At 35.2% G+C, this 21,275-nt stretch carries 18 protein-coding genes; 2 read left to right on the top strand and 16 right to left on the bottom strand.

What is annotated here, in order from left to right; all coding sequences use genetic code 11:
- Nucleotides 1–200: 200 nt before the first annotated feature.
- The 5 genes from GQ596_RS09510 to ilvI all read right to left on the bottom strand — a co-directional run bounded on the left by GQ596_RS09510 (nucleotide 201) and on the right by ilvI (nucleotide 9,507).
- On the bottom strand, nucleotides 201–1,799 hold the full coding sequence (locus GQ596_RS09510; RefSeq protein WP_160401447.1) for a hypothetical protein: 1,599 nt from the start codon (nucleotides 1,797–1,799) through the stop codon (nucleotides 201–203).
- Nucleotides 1,800–2,252: 453 nt separating this feature from the next.
- On the bottom strand, nucleotides 2,253–4,832 hold the full coding sequence (locus GQ596_RS09505) for an IgaA/UmoB family intracellular growth attenuator (protein ID WP_160401446.1): 2,580 nt from the start codon (nucleotides 4,830–4,832) through the stop codon (nucleotides 2,253–2,255).
- 117 nt (nucleotides 4,833–4,949) lie between these two features.
- Entirely contained in the window at nucleotides 4,950–7,121 is a 2,172-nt protein-coding gene (locus GQ596_RS09500) for an IgaA/UmoB family intracellular growth attenuator (protein WP_160401445.1), read from the bottom strand.
- 173 nt (nucleotides 7,122–7,294) lie between these two features.
- The gene (gene ilvN / locus GQ596_RS09495; RefSeq protein ID WP_160401444.1) at nucleotides 7,295–7,789 is read right to left on the bottom strand and encodes an acetolactate synthase small subunit; all 495 of its coding nucleotides are present in this window, start codon (nucleotides 7,787–7,789) and stop codon (nucleotides 7,295–7,297) included.
- Entirely contained in the window at nucleotides 7,789–9,507 is a 1,719-nt protein-coding gene (ilvI, locus tag GQ596_RS09490) for an acetolactate synthase 3 large subunit (RefSeq protein WP_160401443.1), read from the bottom strand. The genes ilvN and ilvI overlap by 1 nt, the downstream gene beginning before the upstream one ends.
- A 243-nt stretch (nucleotides 9,508–9,750) precedes the next feature.
- On the opposite strand from ilvI, the gene ygfZ reads away from it, so the two are divergent.
- Nucleotides 9,751–10,626, top strand: coding sequence for a tRNA-modifying protein YgfZ (ygfZ, locus tag GQ596_RS09485; protein WP_160401442.1), 876 nt, complete (start codon nucleotides 9,751–9,753; stop codon nucleotides 10,624–10,626).
- A gap of 118 nt (nucleotides 10,627–10,744) precedes the next feature.
- On the opposite strand, the gene GQ596_RS09480 is transcribed toward ygfZ, so the two are convergent.
- The 8 genes from GQ596_RS09480 to ppdD (GQ596_RS09445) all read right to left on the bottom strand — a co-directional run bounded on the left by GQ596_RS09480 (nucleotide 10,745) and on the right by ppdD (GQ596_RS09445) (nucleotide 17,432).
- Nucleotides 10,745–11,902, bottom strand: coding sequence for a M20 aminoacylase family protein (locus GQ596_RS09480; protein WP_160401441.1), 1,158 nt, complete (start codon nucleotides 11,900–11,902; stop codon nucleotides 10,745–10,747).
- A gap of 170 nt (nucleotides 11,903–12,072) precedes the next feature.
- A complete protein-coding gene (locus GQ596_RS09475; RefSeq protein WP_160401440.1) occupies nucleotides 12,073–12,867 on the bottom strand; it encodes an A24 family peptidase in 795 nt (264 codons plus the stop codon).
- Complete coding sequence (gene hofC, locus GQ596_RS09470) at nucleotides 12,867–14,042, bottom strand: protein transport protein HofC (RefSeq protein ID WP_160401439.1); 1,176 nt, start codon at nucleotides 14,040–14,042, stop codon at nucleotides 12,867–12,869. Before hofC ends, GQ596_RS09475 begins: the two co-directional genes overlap by 1 nt.
- Nucleotides 14,039–15,148: an ATPase, T2SS/T4P/T4SS family gene (locus tag GQ596_RS09465; RefSeq protein WP_160401438.1), complete on the bottom strand. Its 1,110-nt coding sequence runs from the start codon at nucleotides 15,146–15,148 to the stop codon at nucleotides 14,039–14,041. The genes hofC and GQ596_RS09465 overlap by 4 nt, the downstream gene beginning before the upstream one ends.
- 39 nt (nucleotides 15,149–15,187) lie before the next feature.
- The gene (ppdD, locus tag GQ596_RS09460; protein ID WP_160401437.1) at nucleotides 15,188–15,619 is read right to left on the bottom strand and encodes a prepilin peptidase-dependent pilin; all 432 of its coding nucleotides are present in this window, start codon (nucleotides 15,617–15,619) and stop codon (nucleotides 15,188–15,190) included.
- A gap of 413 nt (nucleotides 15,620–16,032) precedes the next feature.
- Nucleotides 16,033–16,326, bottom strand: coding sequence for a hypothetical protein (locus GQ596_RS09455; RefSeq protein WP_160401436.1), 294 nt, complete (start codon nucleotides 16,324–16,326; stop codon nucleotides 16,033–16,035).
- Nucleotides 16,327–16,724: 398 nt separating this feature from the next.
- Nucleotides 16,725–16,961 (bottom strand): ATPase, T2SS/T4P/T4SS family, encoded by a 237-nt coding sequence (locus GQ596_RS09450; protein WP_160401435.1) that lies wholly within the window; start codon nucleotides 16,959–16,961, stop codon nucleotides 16,725–16,727.
- A gap of 39 nt (nucleotides 16,962–17,000) precedes the next feature.
- Complete coding sequence (gene ppdD, locus GQ596_RS09445; RefSeq protein WP_160401434.1) at nucleotides 17,001–17,432, bottom strand: prepilin peptidase-dependent pilin; 432 nt, start codon at nucleotides 17,430–17,432, stop codon at nucleotides 17,001–17,003.
- Between the two features lie 211 nt (nucleotides 17,433–17,643).
- Here ppdD (GQ596_RS09445) and ampD point away from each other — a divergent pair, with 211 nt between their 5' ends.
- Nucleotides 17,644–18,495 carry a 1,6-anhydro-N-acetylmuramyl-L-alanine amidase AmpD gene (gene ampD, locus GQ596_RS09440; RefSeq protein WP_160401433.1) on the top strand — a complete coding sequence of 284 codons (852 nt, stop codon included), beginning with the start codon at nucleotides 17,644–17,646 and terminating at the stop codon, nucleotides 18,493–18,495.
- A 122-nt stretch (nucleotides 18,496–18,617) separates the two neighbouring features.
- Here ampD and mltG read toward each other — a convergent pair whose 3' ends face one another.
- From mltG to GQ596_RS09425, 3 genes are all read right to left on the bottom strand, one after another.
- Nucleotides 18,618–19,640 carry an endolytic transglycosylase MltG gene (gene mltG, locus GQ596_RS09435; protein WP_160401432.1) on the bottom strand — a complete coding sequence of 341 codons (1,023 nt, stop codon included), beginning with the start codon at nucleotides 19,638–19,640 and terminating at the stop codon, nucleotides 18,618–18,620.
- A gap of 7 nt (nucleotides 19,641–19,647) precedes the next feature.
- Entirely contained in the window at nucleotides 19,648–20,733 is a 1,086-nt protein-coding gene (alr, locus tag GQ596_RS09430) for an alanine racemase (RefSeq protein ID WP_160401431.1), read from the bottom strand.
- 196 nt (nucleotides 20,734–20,929) lie between these two features.
- Entirely contained in the window at nucleotides 20,930–21,259 is a 330-nt protein-coding gene (locus GQ596_RS09425; protein WP_160401430.1) for a nitrous oxide-stimulated promoter family protein, read from the bottom strand.
- Between the last annotated feature and the right edge of the window lie 16 nt (nucleotides 21,260–21,275).

The following is a 21,275-nucleotide window of genomic DNA, read 5'->3' as shown; positions in this document are numbered from 1 at the left end:
CTGTAGCTATTTTGTTCACCAAAGGTCAAAACGTCCGAAACCTTGCCGTACTAAAAATAGACCACCGCTTTAAAGCGCCACAGCGCAACCCTAAGGGAAACGCCCCAACTTACGCGGGGGCTTTATTCTTTGTTATATTATCCCCTCAGGCACCGTAACCCCCTTCCGCGCCCTAAGGATTAAGAACTAAACGCTAAAAGCTAAGGTGCGGTGCAAAGGCCATAGCGGGAGTCGCCGGCATTGTCGCGGAAGACGATGCCGCGCGAGTCGACAGCGTACTGGGAGCTACGCGTCGCGTCGCTCGTCCAGAAGTAGGTGCGGACGAAGCCCGCATCAGCGAAGTAGGTCAGGTAGCCCCACTCCGTGAAAAAGCCTGCTCCTATGTGACGCATGTAATAATTACCTGATGAACGAGGTAAGGCGCCAAAATTGCTATAGTTTGAATTGGTTAAATCCCTTACCCTAGGCATCCGATAACCCAAACTATTACACCATGCTAATTGGTTTCTATAATCTTCCAGTCTACTACCCCCATGGACGAACCACTGCTTTAACACAAATCCATAACGAACCTCATTACCACTTCTATCCCTTCCCACCAACTCGAACGTCTGTGGCAAAGATGGGCGTGTTAGTGAACTTGGATTACTTGAACTTATTTGACTACTACTTGCCCTTGGACCGCTCAATTTTACCCGTGCTACCCGTTTCCTTCTATCAACACTAGGAATCCAACTATCATTAGCTGCTACCACCGATACTGTAGCTGTTATTCCACCACGTGTGACCGGAGACCAAGTTAACTGAGCTACATCTAACCCCCCTACATCCAAATCAAAATACAAACCATCTGCTCCTGTAGTAGGAAAGTTCCTGTCGTAAGATGATGGACTTGTTGACTGAACTAAAAAGCCCTTACTAGGAGACCATATGTTAGCAGGACCTGCATAGCCGGGGTTGTCCCTAGAATCAATGCCTGTTGTTCCACCATACACCAAGTTCGGCCTGACCGAACAAATAACGGGCTGTGATGAATTCGGATTAATATAATAATCCACCGTTGCGCCACTAAAACTACTACTTCTTGGTACCCCATACTGCGTACTTAATGTGCCACCTGTACTTGTTAAAGTTACCTTATAAGGGGCACTACATATACTTAATGCATCGCTACGATTAACCGTATTACCGTTTTTATCCTTAAACGTTACCGATATACTCCCCGATGCCGTTACTCCACCTACTCCCTGTCCGTCTCCATCATCATCACCCCAATATCCCTGACTGACCAAATCATTCATCGTGATTGAACTCCGTGATGGTGGAACTATCGTCTCTATATGACTTAAGTTACTCCCCACATATGGCAACCTGATTGGATTGCTTGGTGTTGATGGATTGGTTGACCTTGTGTATACCGTGCCATCCTGCAACTTTATTGACAATAAACGGTCTGTATTCGTTAATTTTGTTGCCCCTCCATCAAACGTTAAATACGGCGCACTACCCTCTATGACCCTTGATGTCTGTGCCGTTAACGCCTCTGTATCCTGCGTATATGACAATAACAACAATGGCGCAAGAACCAATGCGGATTTAGATAATAATGGCGGTTTGGATAACCACTTGGATATCGGCGATAATTTTGCCGAAAATATGGCCGATGACGGCGTCGATTTCGCTACGCGAAATGACTTCGATGATGAAAATAACTGTGGCGCTCTATTTTGACCACTGTGCGAATCAATAAAATTTAGGGCATAGGTTTGGCAGGCCAGATGCCAGATGCCAGATGCCAACCATGGTAATGCATTTTTATTCCCTTGTCAAGTAATTTCTTGTTTTTTCTCGATTTTTCTATTCGTTCGCTTTATTTTTGAGCGATTCCTTGCTTGAATAAGCCTTAAAATTATAACTTGATAGTGCATAATCTGCCACTTTTTTTGTTAATTTATTGTAAAGATTTGTTAGGGCGTGAGGAGGGGTTGCTTTGTTTTTTTGGGGAAAGTGGCATTTTTTATGGGTGCTTGAGTGGTCGTTTTTAGTCGCTGTTTTAGGTAGCGGTTTTTAATCACTTTTTTAATAAAAACCACCTCAAAAAAACTTCAATAAAATCAATACCTTTCCTGACCGATTTTTGGCAAAAAATAATGGCTTTATCACGTTATATAGTCTAAATCAATTTTATTTGTATTGATTTATTATTTTTGATAAAGCCATTGATTTGGCTGTCAATCCATTAAATGGAGTAATTATTTTATTCTATTTTCATATGCTTTGATGATATTGTCTTTTCGTTTATTATTTGCAATAAGTTTGTAGCAAACTATTATGCCATTAGACAATGCCGTTAAAACAGTAATAATAAAAATAGCGACACCAATAAATATAGGCGAAGTGAAAGATAATAGCCGCTGTTGATAGATGCGATATAACAGGTCATCGTTAATTGTTAGATTTGAAACGGTGTTGTCATTTTGATAATCAATCTGTGTCACTAAGCCTGAAGTTTTGACCCTCCCGCCCTTTCCTAATAACGCATTTTTATATATTTGTAATAAGCCTATATCTTCGCCATCTAGCTGAGTAATTTTTATCTCTTGTGCATTTGTAAGTTTTAAACCAACACTTTGTGGTGATTGTTGGTAATTAGTTAGGGATATGTTTGATTTGTTTAGGTAATAAAATGTCACGCTTTTTTTCAAATTTTTGATTTGTTGTTCTAGTGGTTCTAGCGTGCTATTAAAGATAATTTCTTCGTAATTTGTATTTTTTTTGCTGTATTCAACTAGCTCAGCCCACTGTTCAATTGGATTGTCGATAGGTTTTATGGTATTGATTAAAGCTTGTTTAATTCGACTACATTTATCCTCTTCAAATAATTGACAACTTTCATCAATGGTTAAAATTAAGCGGTCAATATGTAATAGTTTGGTTAATGGTTCAATTTGTGAATAATATTGATGTTTTTTATTTCGTTCGGCGTTTATTTTTTTTTCAAGTTGTTTGACTGAATCATCTCGCACTGTTTCAATTAAGTCATCGTTGTATAATGCATTGATTAAATCATTATCAAATATGGTTTCTTCACCGTTATTTGTAACTTGTTGGTTGATAAACACTTTATCGCAATGTTCTAAATACAGGTTGCTTTCTGCATTACATGATGCGCCGTTGAGTTTGAGATTAATAAAATCGCCTTTTTTGATTGGACTGTTTTTTAAAGATTCAGCATCTTTAATGTTCCAAATGGAAACATTGCTATCAAAAGGATAATTAGCCAATTGCAAATTATCGGTGATATCCACCATTTTGAAAATCATAATAGACAAAAGAAATGCCGTAACAAATAGAATTAAATTGCGCATTATAAATTTGGGTGGGCCAAATTCTTCAATTTCACGGCTGATGGATAATAAATTACCATAACGAAGGAGTTTTTCTTTGTTTACAATGGCATCGATATCGACATCTTCATTGAGTTTACAAGGTAAAAAAGGAGCCCAATAAGCGGGATATGTTAAAGTTAGATCATCGCTAACAATTATTCTGTTTTTTATATCGTCTTTATAGCGAATTTTTGTTTTTATACGGCTAACGTCTAAGGTATAAGGTTGTGCCTTACGCAGGTAAAAGAAAATAGATACAATCAAACTCAGCGCAATAAATAGCGGTAACCATGAGTCAAAAGTGTACCAATATTTAATATAGATTATAACCGTTAAAGCTAAAAAAACAGCGGCAAATATGCCATTGTTTTTTTTGCTTCTGTTTGAAGATTCTATCGGTGTTTCTTGACGTTGTTCAACTATTTCATAACTAACTTTAGGTTTTAATTCAATATCTTTTTTATCAATTCTAATTATGCAGTCATTGGTATCGGTTAGGTTTTGTTCTGGTAAAATTTCTTCTTTTTTGCTTTTCCAAGCGGGTTCAAAATAAGTTTTTTTATTTTGTTGCAGTTGTTGCTGCCGTTGTTCTTGCTTTTGTTGTGCTGTTTTTAAGTCATATTGATTGATTTTGACTACTAATGCATAGTGTTCAGTAACGACAACTTGCACGATGTTAATATCTTCAACATATCGTTCCATGTCATAAGGGAAAAAGACAACAATATCACCAATTTGATAAGTATAGATAGGATCATTACTATTATTAGAATGATTAATAGCAATACATGAACCAATAATAATTGACACATCAGAACTAACTAACGTGGAACTATGCTCATAATTTCCGACCATGGTTGGGTTATTAAGATAAGGTTCAAGTAGTTGTAGCTCTTCTTCTTTTATTGGTCGAGTTAAATCGGAAAATGAAGGCGATAAACTATATAGGCTATTTTTTTTATTAGGTGTAGCACCAAAATCTACTAACGTGTCTAAACTATAGCCATTAAAACTAATCACAATTGCATAATTCGAGGTAAAAACCACTTCCGCAACATTGTGGCTTAAAGAAAATAGCTGTAAATTATAAGGAAATAGCGCTTCGATACCATCTATCTCATAATAAAAATCGGTTTCTTCTGAATTGGTATAAAAACTATGACGAATACAATCCCCCTCAATAATGGATACCTCAGAGTCCACTAATGACGATCGTAATTTATAAGGTTTAACTAACTTTTTATTGTTAAGATAAGGCGTTATAAGCTCAAGCTCTTCTGCTGTTAATCGTCTTGTTGTTTGGCGGTTATTAATAAACTCTTCTAGATTTCTTTTGTTTTGCTTACGTTCTGATTTAAAATCAGACCATTTACCTAGTCCAATTAAGCAACTAAGTAACGTAATTAGGAGTAAAATGATTTTTAAAGTAAAAATTGTATCCATTTTTTCTTTTTCCTTATTTTAGCGTAATTATTATTATTTTTATTTTTTATGTCTAAAAATGCAGAGATTAAATGCAATTACATTTAATTTCTACATAACAATAGGTTATATCATATATTAGATTATTCTATTTTTATAAAATTTAATGATTTCTGTTTGTCGTCGACGATTGGTAATTAATTTATAACAAAGTTTTATGCCATTAAAAAATGATGTTAAGCAGGTAACAATAAAAATAACAAGGCTTATTAAAACTGGCGATGTTAACGAAAATAGATCATTTAAATTCATACGGTAGCAATAGTTTGCATCAATATTTAATCCTGATATTGTATTATCATCTTGATAATAAATATCGTTAACTAATCCAACGATATTAATTGTTCCTGCTTTGGCCAATAGAACATCATAATAATGATTTAACTTTAATTCTAATAATGAATCTTGTGTAAGGTTGTCATTATTTACATTTTCTAGAGTGCTTATGTCTTTGTAGCTATAATTAGATAAATCAATTTTTAAGCTTGGTTTTTGATGCTGATAATTTGAAACTGTATCTTTTACTTTTACTAATATATCTTTCTTTAATGTTGAAATTGAGCTATCAAGCCTAGATACAAATTTGTTATCAACCACCTCATCATAATTTGGATGCGCTTCAGCACTTTTAACCATTTCTTGCCAATTAGAACTATCATAAAATATAGATAATTCTTTTTTAACGTTCTGACAATCCAATTCAAAAACGTTGCAAGCTTTGTCTAAAGTAGTCACAATTTTTCCTATACTTTTTAGTTTTGTATAAATATTTTTGATGTTATAAATTGATGCTCGCCTATCATATTGTTTATATAGTTCATTTATTCTGTCGTGATATTGCTGAACTCTCATAACATCACGATCGATATAAGTATGAATAAAATTATTATCAAATAAGCTTTTCATTAGATCCGCCATTGATGCTACACGATTATTTTCAATAGGTTGATTGTTAATAAATAATGTATGACATCCTTCTTTATTACTCTTTTCATTGACATCACATGATACACCACTCATTTTTATGTTAACCAAATCACCTTTTTTAATTAGGCTGTTTTTTAAGCTTGATTCATCTTCTAGATTCCAAGATGTTATACTTCCATTAAAAGCCCGATAAGCCAATAACGCATTATCAACAATACTTGTTTGAAAATAGACAATAGCAGATAAAACAACGCCTGTAATAAAGAGGATTAAATTGCGCTTAACAAATTTTGGGGGTCCAAATTGTTCAATTTCGTGGTTAATTGAAAGCGTGTTTTCATAACGAATTAAGTTTTTATCATCTACTGTTACATCCATGCTAGCTGGCATAGATGATTTATCAGGAAGGAACGGCAACCAATAAGGTGGAACGTTTAAAATATAATTTTTATCAACAGTTACTTTTTTGGTATCAGTTTGTTTAGAGATAATTAAGCCTTTAATACATTTTACTTTGTGTAAATCGTATTTAGACTTTGGCTGATACCAATAAAATAGAATAAAAAGAATAAAACTAAAAATGACTAAAAAAAGAATGGCAGAATTATTCAAATACCAATACATCAGGAAAGATACTGTCATTGATACCAAAAAAAACGCTGATAATATGCCATTCGTTTTTGGGTTTCTATTTTTTGATTCTAATGGTGTTTCTTCTCGCTCTAACAATTCAACATAGCTAATTTTGTTATCAGTTTCTGATTTTATTTTCGCTGCGTTGTTACTACTTAGTTGCTTATCTTCTAAAGTTTCAAGATCAAAAGATTGTTCGTGTAGCCAAGGTTCATCGAGTTCTGAGTATATGCCCCCATTTTGAGACTCTGCAGCAGTTTTTATATCATAACCATTGACTTTAACAACAAATGCGTATCTTTCGGTAAAAACAACTTCTACCTCGTTAAAGTCTGAAATATGATGGTACATATTATAAGGAAAAAAGAGTTCAATGCCGCCAATCTCATAATAAAAAGATGTTTCTTCAGAATTAGTGTATAAACTATGTCGGACACAATTCCCTGCTAACGCTGATACGTCTAAATCAATTAGAGAAGATTGATATTTATAAGGAAACACCAACCATTTATTATCCAAATAAGGTTTTAGAAGCTGAAATTCATCTTCAGTTAATTTTCTTATTGAAGTGCGCTCATTAATAATATCATTTAAATTTTGTTTATTTTGATTCCTTTCTGACCTATAGTTAATCCAAGAAAATAAAGCAAGACCTATAAAAAAAAGTTTAATTAACCAATAAAACTCCATCCCTATATTTTCCTTATATTATTGCTAGTAATAAATAAAGTTAACAATATAACTTTTATATTATTGTATTTTTGTCAAAATTAAGGCGCATAATGCGCCTTAATTAAATAAGTTATCTATAAATATGTTAATTATAAATATAGCTATTATAAATATAGCTATTATAAATATAGCTATTTAACTGTTTTTTCACTACGCGATAAACCAATAATGCCAGAACGAACAGTTTCGACAATATTGCAAGTTTCACGGATCGAGGCTAAAAACGAGTCTAGTTTTTCGCTAGTTCCCGATAATTGTACGATATAATGTGTTGCAGTAACATCTACAATTGATCCTCTAAAAATATCAGCACAGCGTTTAACTTCGTCACGTGCCTCTGAGCCTTTTGCGGCGACTTTGACTAGCATAATTTCGCGCTCAACATGTGGTCCTTCGGTTAAATCATGCACACGGTAAACATTAACTAGCTTATGTAGCTGTTTTTGGATCTGTTCAAGGACATGTTCATCACCACTAGTCTGTATTGTCATGCGGTGCATGGTGGGATCTTCTGTCTGCGCTGTTGTAATTGTTTCAATATTAAAGCCACGTTGTGAAAACAACCCAATAATTCGTGACAATGCGCCTGGTTCGTTTTCGGTTAAAATTGATAATATATAACGCATTAGGTTCTCTCCGTTTTGCTAAGCCACATTTCGTTCATTGCGCCACCACGAACTTGCATTGGGTAGACGTGTTCAGTAGCATCGGTCATAACATCTACAAAAACCAAACGGTTTTTAATGGCTAATGCTTGTTTGAGTTTTGGCTCTAGTTCTTCACGTTTAGTAATTACCATGCCAACATGACCATAGGCTTCAGCTATCTTGGCAAAATCGGGGAGCGATTCCATATAAGAGCTAGAATGCCTGCCTGCATAAATCATATCTTGCCACTGTTTAACCATGCCTAAAAAACGGTTATTTAGGTTTAACACAAGTACAGGTAAACCATATTGTAATGCGGTTGATAGCTCTTGAATATTCATTTGGATACTGCCATCACCAGTGACACAGACAACGGTCTTTTTAGGAAACGCTAATTTAACCCCAAGCGCCGCAGGCAATCCAAACCCCATAGTGCCAAGCCCACCCGAAGTAATAAAATGACGTGGTTTATCAAATGGGTAATAAAGTGCAGTGAACATTTGATGTTGACCAACATCGGTTGTCACAAATGCATCACCTTTGGTTAGTTTATATAATACTTCAACGGCTTCTTGAGGTTTTATACTCTCGCCGTCATGGCTGTAAGCTAAACAGTGACGAGCTCGCCAATGTTCGATCTGCTTCCACCAATCGACTAATGCGTCTAAATCACGCTCTACATTCAGCTCATCAATTTGAGATAACATTGTTTCAACCACCATTTTAGCATCACCCACAACGGGGATACTTGCCATAATGGTTTTTGATATTGAGGTTGGGTCGATATCAACATGAATAATTTTGGCTTTAGGGCAATACTTTTCAACATTATTTGTTGTTCTATCATCAAATCTAGCACCTATCGCCAAAATGACATCGGCATTATGCATAGCCACATTGGCTTCATAAACACCATGCATACCAACCATACCAAGGTAATGTTTGTCAGTACTAGGAAAGGCACTAATCCCCATTAATGTTGAGGTAACTGGCAAATTTAATTTTTCAGCAAAAGCTTTAATTGCATCACTAGCATTTGCCGCAATTACCCCGCCACCAATACACAAAACAGGCTTTTTAGCCGCTAGTAAAGTAGTTAACGCTTTTTTAATTTGCCCTTTATGCCCCTGTATAGTTGGATTGTAAGAGCGCATAGTGACTGATTTTGGATAATGATAATTATATTTATTGGCAGGGTTAACAATGTCTTTAGGTAAATCAATAACAACGGGGCCTGGCCTACCGGTTGAGGCAATATAAAACGCTTTTTTGATCGTTTCAGGAATATCTTTACTATCTTTGATTAAAAAGCTGTGTTTTACAATTGGGCGGGAAATACCAACCATATCACATTCTTGGAATGCATCATTACCGATTAAGTTGCTAGCAACCTGCCCCGACAATATCACTAGCGGTACGGAGTCCATGTAGGCAGTGGCAATGCCTGTAATGGTGTTTGTTGCCCCCGGCCCTGATGTAACTAACACAACACCTACATCGCCTGTTGCTCTTGCATAACCATCGGCCATATGTACCGCAGCTTGTTCATGACGAACTAGAATATGTTCAATTCCACCTAGAGTATGAATTGCATCATAAATATCAAGAACGCTACCACCGGGATAACCAAATATCTGTTTTACGCCTTGGTCAATCAAAGATTGAATAACCATCTCTGCACCTGACAGCTTCGCCATGGTTGTTGCCTCCAATGTTACTGATTTATTATATAGTGAATCATTTTGCATCAACTTGTAAGTAAAATCAATAAAGTCAATCAACTAAGTGAAATTCAGATAAAATCCAGCAAAAATACAATTAATTTTTTAAATATCGCTAATTGATTTTATTGTTATTTTTTTGTTTTTTATATACACTCAGAACTTAAGTATTTCTAGATATAACAGTACTGGAATTCTTCATTACCTAAAGGTACAAATATGAGCAATATTTCTTCTAAACCGACTTCTCTTGCTGACTGGCAATTGGTTAAAGTCTCAGGGGACGATAACCGTGTTTTTTTGCAAGGACAAATAACCAATGATATTAACCGCCTTTCAGAACACGCTACACTCTATGCAGCTCATTGTGACAGTAAAGGCAGAATGTGGAGTACGTTATTGTTATTTCAACGAGGTAACGATATTTACTACATTGAACGTAAAAGCGTTGCAAAAAGACAGGTTGCTGAGCTAGCAAAATATGCCGTTTTTTCTAAGGTATCTATCGAACTAGTCCAAGACTTAAATATGGTTGGATTGGTTGACGATGCCATACCAGCTGAAATTAAAGCTAAATTAATTGATAAAAGCTGTTTAACTGAAAATAACATCACCTACATCAAGTTACCTTTACCTGAAACACGCGTCATTATGATAACGCCAGAATCAATTCCAAATGATTTGAATCCATGTAGTGACTGGTTAAAACTTGATTTTCAGGCTGGTTATCCAGTTATTGATGATATCAATATGGCTATTTTGTTACCACAAGCTTGCAATTTACAATCATATGATGCAATCAGCTTTGACAAAGGTTGCTATTGCGGGCAAGAAATGGTTGCTAGAGCGCAGTTTCGTGGTGCAAATACACGCGGTATGTATGTTATTAAAGGAACAAGTAATGTTCTGCCCAAAGTGGGAAGTACACTTGAATACAAACTTACTGGTGGTTGGCGAGAAGGCGGCTTAGTATTAGCTGCAACAAGACTAGATGACAAAGACAGCATTTGTGTCCAAGTTGTACTAAATAATGGAATTGATTTAAATACCGTATTTAGAATCTACGGTAATGACAATAGCCGATTGATGTTTTAATCTGTTATTTAGCTAAAACTGCTGGAATAAATTAATGTTTATTCCGGCAGTTTTATGTGTCTACCGTTTCAGCTAGTAGCTTAATCACTTAGTTAACTACTTATAGTTAGTTAGTTCGTTACTTAGCCAATTCTTGGTTAACAATTTCAACAAAATAGCTTACACCCGTTGCTAATACTTCGTCATTGAAGTTAAAGGCGGGATTATGTAAGTTAGCACCTTTTCCTGCACCCAACCAAACGTATACACCTGGTATTTTTTGCAACATAAAGGCAAAATCTTCTGATCCCATTGAAGGAAGCGGATCAATAACTAAGTTATCTTGCCCAACAACTTTTTTAGCGGCGGCAATTGCAATATCAGCTTGTTTTGCGTAATTAATTGTTGCAGGGTAACGACGTTGATAATCCACTTCGGCTTTAGCTTCAAATGTTGTGGCAATGCCAGTTGCAATTTGTTTAATTCGTTGTTCAGCCATATCTTGTACTTGAGCACTAAATGTCCTAACTGTACCACGAATCACCGCTTCTTGAGGTAACACATTCCAAGTATCACCACTATGAATTTGAGTCACACTAACCACTAACGAACTTAGCGGATCAGTATTACGACTCACAATACTTTGCAAACTATTCACTATTTGTGTAGCAGTTAAAATCGTATCTTTACCAAGATGAGGAGCAGCCGCATGCGCACCCACGCCAGTAATTTTAATTTCAAACACATCATACGACGCCATCATTGGACCATGATTAATATAAAAATGATTTAATGCCATGTTAGGTTGATTATGAATACCGTACACCGCTTCAATTGGGAATTGCTCAAATAAGCCATTTTCAACCATAACTCGTGCCCCACCTTCGTTTTCCTCGGCTGGTTGAAAAATAACAACAACCGTTCCTGCAAAATCGCGATGTTCGCTTAAATACTTAGCTGTGCCAAGTAACATAGCAGTATGTCCATCATGTCCACAAGCGTGCATTTTGCCACGAATCGTCGAACAATATTCGATGTTATTTTCTTCAATAATATCTAATGCATCAATATCCGCTCTTAGCGCAATCCACCGCCCTTCTTGCTGACCTTTGATAATACCAACAACGCCCGTTGGGGCAAAATGGGTATACAGTTCAGTAATCCCAAAAGACTGGAGTTTTTCAATAATAAATTGTGTTGTGTTAACTTCTTCGAAGGCGGTTTCAGGATGAGCATGAATATGGTGGCGCCATATTTCCATTTCGTTTTTTAGTTCATTAATGCTATTTGATATCATAAATAATTCCTTAAGTAGTGACTGATTACAGCACAACAAGCTGATCTTGCTGGTACTATAACGCGATTTTCACTTTTATAAAAATAACTATTTTTACTATGAATATCAATTTTAGTTATATGTTGCTAATATTGAAAGGAGTAACAACTTGATGTGCTTTTGATACATGATTAATTAATCAAAAGCGACGTAAATAGCAACATTTTTGAAACACTTTGACCCAAATAAACCATCACATAACCAGAAATTAACAAAAACGGCCCAAAAGGAATACCTTTTAAGGTGTTTTTATTCAGCACATACCGCAAAAAAAGGCAATATAAAATCCCTAATACCGAGGCAAAAAATAGCAATATCGGCAACTCAATATAAGGTAACCAACTGCCTAATGCCGCCAATAATTTAATATCCCCCCCACCTAGTCCTTGTTTTTTGAAAGCTAAATAAAATAAACTAGCAGGCACTTTTAATAATAAATACCCCAAAAAGATACCAAGTAATGAATCAGTTAAGCTGATGTTAGTTATGTTAAAATAGGCAAGTATTACACCAAACCACATCAATGGTTGGGTAAACAAATCAGGTAATAAAAAGTATTTAAAATCGATTAAAGCTAACAGCAAAAAGTAGCAACCAAGTAGCATTAAAATGCCACTTTGATAACTTAAACCAGAATCAAAATAGATAATAACAAATAAAGCCGAGATCAATAATTCGACAATAAGATAATGCCATGAAATCTTAGTGTTACAGTAATGACAACGTCCTTTTAATATCAGCCAAGAAACAATGGGGATTAATTGCCAAGCATTAAGTCGATGATGACAGTGAGAGCAAGCGGATCGATAAACACAAATACGGTATAAATATTGGCATGATGTAATTGTTGGCAAATAACGGCAATATGCAACATAAATAAAACTACCAACACAAAGTCCTAAACAAATAATGATAAATGCTAACATTAGTGAATCACTTCGCCCATTTGAAATATCGGTAAATACATAGCCACAATTAGACTGCCAATAATCAAGGCCAATACTAACATTAATAATGGCTCAAACGCTTGTGATAAATTATCGGTTAAGGTTTGATTTTGTTCTTGATAATAGTTAGCGAGCTTATCAAGCATTAAATCTAATGTGCCTGACTCTTCGCCCACATGAATAAGCTGGGCACATAAGCTAGGAAAGTGTAATTGCTGATGCAATACATGGCTAAATGAGTGTCCTTGCTCAATACTAGCTATAATTTTCGAAAGGCTATCACGATAAAGGCAATAATAAGTGGTATTCGCCGCTGCAGCTAAACCAGCTAATAATGGTATGCCTGCTTTTTGGGTGATCGCAATGGTTTGAAAAATTTGCGTTAAGCAGCTAGTTTTGATCACTGGACCAATAAAAGGACTTTTGATTATTATCTTTTCGATTTTATGGCGATAGTGTACTTTTAAATAGCGTTGATAACAAAAATAGCTAATAGAAAAAATCACACACCCAATTAACCAATTTTGTTGCAAATAATTGGAAAAATCAATAACACCTTGTGTAAAAGCAGGTAACTGAGCATCGAAATCTTGATAAATATCCGAAAATTTTGGCAAAACAAACAACAACATCACCAAACTTACAATTACAGCAACCAATAATAAAAACAGTGGATAACGCATTGCCTTTTTCAGACTTTTTTGTAGTTTAATTGATTTTTCAAGTAATACAGCTAACTGCTCAAAACTTTCATCAAGCTGTCCTGTCAGTTCGCCTGTTGCTATAATTTCGCAATACAGGGCAGAAAATACCGAAGAATGTTGTCGTAATACTTGGGATAAAAATTCGCCTTTAGCTATTTGTTGCTTAATATCAAGTAACAAATATTGCCAGTGAGGTTTAGTTTGCTCTTGGGCAAGTAATTGCAATGTATCAATAATAGATAATCCAGCTTTTAACATCGTCGCTAATTGTTTAGTAATCATCAGCAAATCAGTACGATTAAAGCTATGTGCGGTAATAATATTACCTGCTTTAATCTTAATGGCGATTTTACCTTGCAACAATAAATGCCGTTTAACAGCCTGTGATGATTCGGCGATAATTTTGTGTTGATTAAAATCGACATCATACCAATAATAGAGCCGTTTCATGCGGTATCACCCAAAACTCGATTTAATTCAGTTAACGTCGTCACGCCCTGCTTCACTAATTTTTGTCCAGCCATTTTTAGTGAAATCATATTGGAAGAAGAAATAGCCTGATTGACTAATATTTGCTGTTGAATATCGGGCGTGATAACTAAAAATTCATATAACCCAATTCGTCCTTTATAACCACCAATACAGTTTTGGCATCCTGAAGCTAAATAATGGGGTTCGTATTCATTATCTAACTTAACCAAATCACTTGCCACAACTTTGCAATGTGGGCACAATTTTCGAACTAACCGCTGAGCAATGATTAATTTTAAGCTTGATGACAATAGATAATTTTCTATACCTATTTGCTTTAATCGTGTTATTGCCTCGACACTTGAATTAGTATGCAATGTAGATAACACTAAATGCCCTGTTTGCGCAGCTTGAATTGCTATTTCGGCAGTTTCACGATCGCGAATTTCACCGATCATCATTACATCAGGATCTTGCCGTAGTAAGGCACGCAATACTATAGCAAACGTCAAACCTGCCTTAAGATTAATCGCAGTTTGATTAATGCCATCTAAGGGAATTTCAATGGGATCTTCAACACTACAAATGTTACGTTCAGTTTTATTTAACCGCTTTAATCCACTATATAGTGTTACCGTTTTACCACTACCTGTTGGTCCAGTAACTAAAATCAAACCTTGCGGATAGTTTAAAATTTGCTTGAATGTTAAAAGGTCAGCATCTGTTAATCCTAAGTCATTAATTGTTAGTTCTGATTCATGGTTATCCATAACTCTTAAAACAATTTTTTCACCATACATGACGGGTAAAGTGGCAATACGCATGGTATAACGGTCAATCACAAGTTGCCCATCTTGGGGTAATCTATGTTCAGCAATATTCAATTTAGACATAATTTTTAGCCTTGCAGTAATCTGTTTCGCTAATGCCAGTGGGGGTGATAACATATCGTGCAAAACACCATCAATGCGCATACGAATACGATAGCTATGTTGGTAAGGCTCAAAATGAATATCCGAAGCACGCTTATTTAACGCTTCAAGCAGTAATTTATCAATACTTTCAATTAGCTGTTCTTCTTGCATAAAGGCGCTTCCTTATCTGTTAATTTTTAAATATAAACATTAAAATTTGAAAATATCTTCACACGCACTGGTTAAACTGGCATCAACAGGTGATGTGGTGCACACACGGCTCCAATCCAAATTGCCATGAGTGGCATTGATTGTTGGTGTTAGTGTAGTTGTTAATCCTGTTAAAGCGCTGGTTCCAACCAAGGTAATAATGCCGTTATTGACTGTAATTGAAGTAACATAATTCGACGTTCGACTTGCTGGTACACCATTGTTACCATTGCTACAGTTAGTTAAACCTCCTTGTTCAACAGCACAAATTTCAACCGCTGTTTTATATGATGTCATTATTTGTAACATATCAGTCAGCGCAGCTTTTTTTACATATCCTTGATAGGCAGGTACGCCGATAGCGGTTAAGATAGCAATCACAACAATGGCGATCATCAATTCAAATAATGAGAAACCTGATTGATTGGACATAAACACCTCAATTTTTCAGTTAGTTATTTAATAGAGGATTCTTTATAACAAGATAAAAAAATGAAATAATAACGAAATAGCTAGGTTGGAATGCAAAATCCACTATGCACTTAATTGTTACGTTGCATGTCTAATTTTCGTGAAGTAGATCGCAAAACAAATCCATATATCGATTTATTAGAATCGGTTTATTCGTAAACAGGAGTTAATATGCCCCTAAAAATTATGAATGGCTGGTTAAAAGGTATAAAATATCCTTGCTCAATACCCACAATCATTTGCACAAGGCTGAAGAGATCTGTTGAACCTCACGATCATGATCATAATGAGGTGATAGAATAATAGAAATGCAGAGACGACGACAAATAGATAAAGAGTTAATACTCAAATTTTTTAAGGAAAAAATTTATTGTTTATGAATCTAATTTACAAGTTATCCATTCTACGAGTTTTTTTTCATCTGACCGTGAGCAATAAACCCAGTATCCTTTGAATTCAGATTTCGTCGATAATCTTATAAACCATTGTTCGTCTTTTGGAATATCTTTTTGTAATTTTACTTTTTTATAAACTACTTTCACATCAGAATTTAACTTTTTAATAATCCACTCTTGTAACGTAATGTTGTTGTTTTCTGCTTGTCTTTTCCATCGAATGAATCTTTTTTTTTCTGTAACAAAAATAAATGATATTAATTTTTGCTCCATTTTAACCTCTTTATAGAAAAGACTATTACATGTTAATAGAGTTATAAGTAAAGACGAAAAACTATCTTTTTTTCGTTGGTTTAGTTACTTTAATACACCATAAAGTGAAAATAAACATAAGTAAACCGAGTAAAAATAGTAACCACATATAAGCTCTCCCATTACTTATTTTTAAGTGTTATGCTACTGAGTATAAGTAATACTCCATAAAAAACACTATAATAGCATTTATATAACCAGACTTTTTCACAAAAATAAGACCATATAACGCCCATCTCCGCAATTTTATCACAAATATCTTTTCCAGCATTTTTATTTTCAATAAAATTCACAATAACAAATTAATGAATCTTTCTAAAAAAATCTCATATAAGATATCTTTACGCATGGTATAGCGGTCAATGATAAGTTGACCATCTTGAGGCGATATTTAACTTAGGCATAATTTTTAGCCTTGCAGTAATCTGTTTCGCTAATGCCAGTGGGGGTGATAACATATCGTGCAAAACACCATCAATGCGCATACGAATACGATAGCTATGTTGGTAAGGCTCAAAATGAATATCCGAAGCACGCTTATTTAACGCTTCAAACAGTAATTTATCAATACTTTCAATTAGCTGTTCTTCTTGCATAAAGGCGCTTCCTTATCTATTAATTTTTAAATATAAACATTAAAATTTGAAAATATCTTCACACGCACTAGTTAAACTGGCATCAACAGGTGATGTGGTGCACACACGGTTCCAATCCAAATTGCCATGAGTGGCATTGATTGTTGGTGTTAGTGTAGTTGTTAATCCTGTTAAAGCACTGGTTCCAACCAAGGTAATAATGCCGTTATTGACTGTAATTGAAGTTACATAATTCGACGTTCGACTTGCTGGCACACCATTGTTACCATTGCTACAGTTAGTTAAACCACCTTGTTCAACAGCACAAATTTCAACCGCTGTTTTATACGATGTCATTATTTGTAACATATCAGTCAGCGCAGCTTTTTTTACATATCCTTGATAGGCAGGTACGCCGATAGCGGTTAAAATAGCAATCACAACAATGGCGATCATCAATTCAAATAATGAGAAACCTGATTGATTGGACATAAACACCTCGATTTTTCAGTCAGTTATTTAATAGAGGATTCTTTATAACAAGATAAAAAAATGAAATAATAACAAAATAGCTAGGTTGGAATGCAAAATCCACTATGCACTTAATTGTTACGTTGCATGTCTAATTTTCGTGAAGTAGATCGCAAAACAAATCCATATATCGGTTTATTAGAATCGGTTTATTAGATAAGTCGGAGTCAATATGTCCCTAAAAATTGTAAATGGCTGGTTACAAGGTATAAAGCAGGTTGTTTCGCCTTTTTATAATGAACGTCCAGCAAATAAACCGATATCGTTACTTGTCATCCATAATATCAGCTTGCCACCCAATCAATATGGTGGCCCTTATGTTGAAAAGTTATTCACCGGCAAGCTCGATCCTAAGCAGGATCCGTACTTTACGTCGATTTATCAACTTGAAGTATCCAGTCATCTATTTATTCGACGCGATGGTGAAATAATTCAATTTGTTCCATTTGATAAACGGGCATGGCACGCAGGAAAATCAGTATTTGAAGGACAAGAAAACTGTAACGATTTTTCAATTGGTATTGAAATGGAAGGATGTGATAGTGACAATTTTACCGAGCAACAATATCAACAATTAGCAAACATCACGTTATTATTACAACAGACTTATGCTATCAAAGACATCGCAGGTCATAGCGACATAGCGCCCGATCGCAAAACCGATCCTGGCCCTTGTTTTGATTGGCAATATTATCAAAATTTGCTTGCACAAAAATCACAAGCAGACATGCTACTCAAACAACTTGAAAAAATTATGGCAGAATTGCAAAAAATCGACCTATGGCAAACCACACCGCCAAATCCCGATGCCTTTTTAAGCCAAGAACCTTTTGCTATCGACACCATGCAAGCACACGAATGGTTACAGTGGATTTTTATTCCACGAATACAAGCACTGATTGATGCCAAAACAAATTTGCCAAAATTTGCTCTGCACCCTTATTTTGAAGAAGCACTAAAAGAGCAAGAGCAAGATGTTAATCATCTGCTCAATCTTATTAAACAACTTGATGAATTATCGTAAATTAACAAGATAAAAGAACCGCATTTATATGCGGTTCCCTAATGTATATCAATAACTAATACCAAAAGGATACAATAAAAATCGGTCAGGAAAGGTATTGATTTTATTAAAGTTTTTTTGAGTTAATTTCCACTATTCGATAACTGTCTATATACATTCACCGCTTGTTGATGGTTACTATAAGTGGTTGAAAAGGTATGCCCACCGGTTCCATTCGCAACAAAAAATAGATAATTGGTTTTAGCTGGATGCGCTGCTGCTTCAAGTGAAGCAAGGCTTGGCATTGCAATTGGTGTTGGAGGAAGTCCCTCAATGACATAGGTATTATAAGGGTTTTGGGTATCAGTCAAATCAACTCGCCTAATGGTACCTTTGTAGTTATCACCTAAACCATAAATAATGGTTGGGTCAGTTTGTAACTTCATTTTGCTTTTTAGGCGATTAACAAATACTGAAGCCACATTTGCCCTTTCGGAATTAATACCCGTTTCTTTTTCAATAATTGATGCAATAATAAGGAGTTCATAAGGCGATTGATAAGGAAGATTACTATCGCGATTATCCCAGATTTTTTGCAAGTTACTTTTCATTGTCATGTGTGCACGTTTTAAGATATTAATATCTAACGTATCGGCGGTATAAAGATAAGTATCGGGTGATAACCAACCTTCTATCGATCCTTCAATACCCAGTAGTTTAGCAATTTCTTCGTCGGTTTTACCTATTAACGTTTGTTGAATATATGGGGTATTTTGGATGACAGTTAACCAGTCTTTAGCCCGCTTGCCTTCAACAAATTGAATAGAAAAATTGCTCTCTTTGCCTGACACCAACAATTGCAAAAACTCTTCAACTGTCATATGAGGGTGTAATTGATAAGTTCCTGCTTTAATGGATCTTAATGATGGGTTTAGTTTGCACAAATATGGAAGCAAATATGCCCTTTCGAGCAATTGGCTTTCTTTAACTTGTTCAACTAACTGATGCATAGATGTGCCTTTTTTCAAAACAAACATCTGGTTTTCGTTAGTGACTTGCATTTGCTGTTTAGAAAACTGCTGTAAAAAATAATAACCAATACTAATCGAACCACCCACAATTAAGATTAGGGTGAGTAAAGTGTATAAAAATATCTTTTTAATCATAACTTATTTATCTAATATAGTGGATTTTTGCGCGTGAAGTTAAGCGCGTTATTAATTCATAAGCACTAATTCCTGTGTGCTTTGCGATTTCTTCAACGGGGAGTTCTGCCCCCCAAAATATGACTTCATCACCAGGTTTTTCAAGGCTATTGATGCCTAAATCAACCACAATCATATCCATTGAAACTCGCCCAACAATGGGCACTTTACGGCCATTAATCAAAACTGGGGTATTTTGTGGGATATTTCTTGGATAACCATCACCATACCCCATAGCAACCACACCAAGTTGTGTATCTTGCTCACAATACCAAGTCTGACCATAACCAACCGATTCGCCTTGTTTATGCTTTCGCACGGCGATTAATTCTGATTTAAATGTCATCGCTGGCTTTAAATCAGCAATTGGTGTATCAAAAGGTGAAACACCATATAAAGCGATACCTGGACGCACAGCATCGCGATGAGCCATTGGCCAAGCCAACGTGCCGCCCGATGCGGCAATTGAACATTTGCCAATCAGTGTTTTGTCCTCAATTGAATCAATAAACTGATCAAATAGTTCTATTTGCTTTAACGTTTGATCTGAAGTGAGATCATCAGCTGAACTAAAATGGCTCATAATATTAATCGGTTTACAAACCGCAGAACAATTCGCTAAACGATAAAATTCGTCCTTGGCTTCATCAAGACTAAAACCTAATCGATGCATACCTGTATCAAGTTTAAACCATGTAATAATTTGATTTTCAAGCGGTGATGACTGCAATACGTCGATTTGCCATTTACTATGAATGGCTGGTTGAACATTAAAAGTGATTAAATCCCACATATCATCATGCGGGAAAAACCCTTCCAAAGCCATAATGGGGGTATTAATGCCAATATTTCGCAATTGAATTGCTTCTGAAAGTCGAGACACACCAAAATAATCGACTTTATCGATTAATAGCTGTGCAATTTCTTTAATACCATGAGAATAAGCATTAGCTTTAATTACTGCAACTAGTTGACTCGTTGGCGCTATTTTTTTTAGATATTCAACATTATGAATAACTGCTTGACGATTGACTTCAACAACGACGATAGACATGTTATTACCTAAACTTTGATTAAGGGGTTATTTTAAATTTTGTTTTTAATAATAACAAATTTTTATTTTTATATATATCTATTAATAACTTAACATCATTTTTAAGTCATAAAAAGGTTTTATTTACACTCTCAATTCCATCATTTATATTAAATTAATCAATCTTTTTTGTTTATTACTACAAGCCTGCTGTTTACTATCTACTCAATAAATTTTTATAGATATGTCTAAAGGCCATAATGGGGTGGTGAATAATCATCCTTGGACCTGCATAACGCATCACTTGTTTTATTTTTTGTTTATAATCTTTGCGATAACAGTGTTTTGGACAGCGTTCGCAAGTTGTTTTGTGTTCACCAAAGCGACACATGGTTAGGCGTGCCATGGCATAATTTAGCAAATCATGGCATTCATTACATAACTGATTGCGAGGTGTGTGATGATTTTGATGGCAATATAAATAGATCATCGCACTTACTGTGGCTTTTTCTTGCTGTATTTTAGGACCAGTATTATTTGCAACCATAATCACATAACAGGTT

It is taken from the genome of Gilliamella sp. Pra-s60 (assembly GCF_009795755.1).
Taxonomy (GTDB): Bacteria; Pseudomonadota; Gammaproteobacteria; order Enterobacterales; family Orbaceae; genus Gilliamella.
The sequence above is the reverse complement of the archived record's forward strand: the minus strand, read 5'-3'. Positions and strand labels throughout refer to the sequence as shown.

Bases quoted from the DNA above. Each gene is read 5' to 3' on its own strand.
- alr (WP_160401431.1), bottom strand. From the start codon at position 20,733: ATGTCTATCGTCGTTGTTGAAGTCAATCGTCAAGCAGTTATTCATAAT.
- ampD (WP_160401433.1), top strand. From the start codon at position 17,644: ATGTCCCTAAAAATTGTAAATGGCTGGTTACAAGGTATAAAGCAGGTT.
- GQ596_RS09455 (WP_160401436.1), bottom strand. From the start codon at position 16,326: ATGGAGCAAAAATTAATATCATTTATTTTTGTTACAGAAAAAAAAAGA.
- ilvI (WP_160401443.1), bottom strand. From the start codon at position 9,507: ATGGCGAAGCTGTCAGGTGCAGAGATGGTTATTCAATCTTTGATTGAC.
- GQ596_RS09505 (WP_160401446.1), bottom strand. From the start codon at position 4,832: ATGGATACAATTTTTACTTTAAAAATCATTTTACTCCTAATTACGTTA.
- ygfZ (WP_160401442.1), top strand. From the start codon at position 9,751: ATGAGCAATATTTCTTCTAAACCGACTTCTCTTGCTGACTGGCAATTG.
- GQ596_RS09500 (WP_160401445.1), bottom strand. From the start codon at position 7,121: ATGGAGTTTTATTGGTTAATTAAACTTTTTTTTATAGGTCTTGCTTTA.
- GQ596_RS09450 (WP_160401435.1), bottom strand. From the start codon at position 16,961: ATGCAAGAAGAACAGCTAATTGAAAGTATTGATAAATTACTGTTTGAA.
- hofC (WP_160401439.1), bottom strand. From the start codon at position 14,042: ATGAAACGGCTCTATTATTGGTATGATGTCGATTTTAATCAACACAAA.
- ppdD (WP_160401437.1), bottom strand. From the start codon at position 15,619: ATGTCCAATCAATCAGGTTTCTCATTATTTGAATTGATGATCGCCATT.
- ilvN (WP_160401444.1), bottom strand. From the start codon at position 7,789: ATGCGTTATATATTATCAATTTTAACCGAAAACGAACCAGGCGCATTG.
- ppdD (WP_160401434.1), bottom strand. From the start codon at position 17,432: ATGTCCAATCAATCAGGTTTCTCATTATTTGAATTGATGATCGCCATT.
- GQ596_RS09480 (WP_160401441.1), bottom strand. From the start codon at position 11,902: ATGATATCAAATAGCATTAATGAACTAAAAAACGAAATGGAAATATGG.
- GQ596_RS09425 (WP_160401430.1), bottom strand. From the start codon at position 21,259: ATGGTTGCAAATAATACTGGTCCTAAAATACAGCAAGAAAAAGCCACA.
- GQ596_RS09465 (WP_160401438.1), bottom strand. From the start codon at position 15,148: ATGCAAGAAGAACAGCTAATTGAAAGTATTGATAAATTACTGCTTGAA.
- mltG (WP_160401432.1), bottom strand. From the start codon at position 19,640: ATGATTAAAAAGATATTTTTATACACTTTACTCACCCTAATCTTAATT.
- GQ596_RS09475 (WP_160401440.1), bottom strand. From the start codon at position 12,867: ATGTTAGCATTTATCATTATTTGTTTAGGACTTTGTGTTGGTAGTTTT.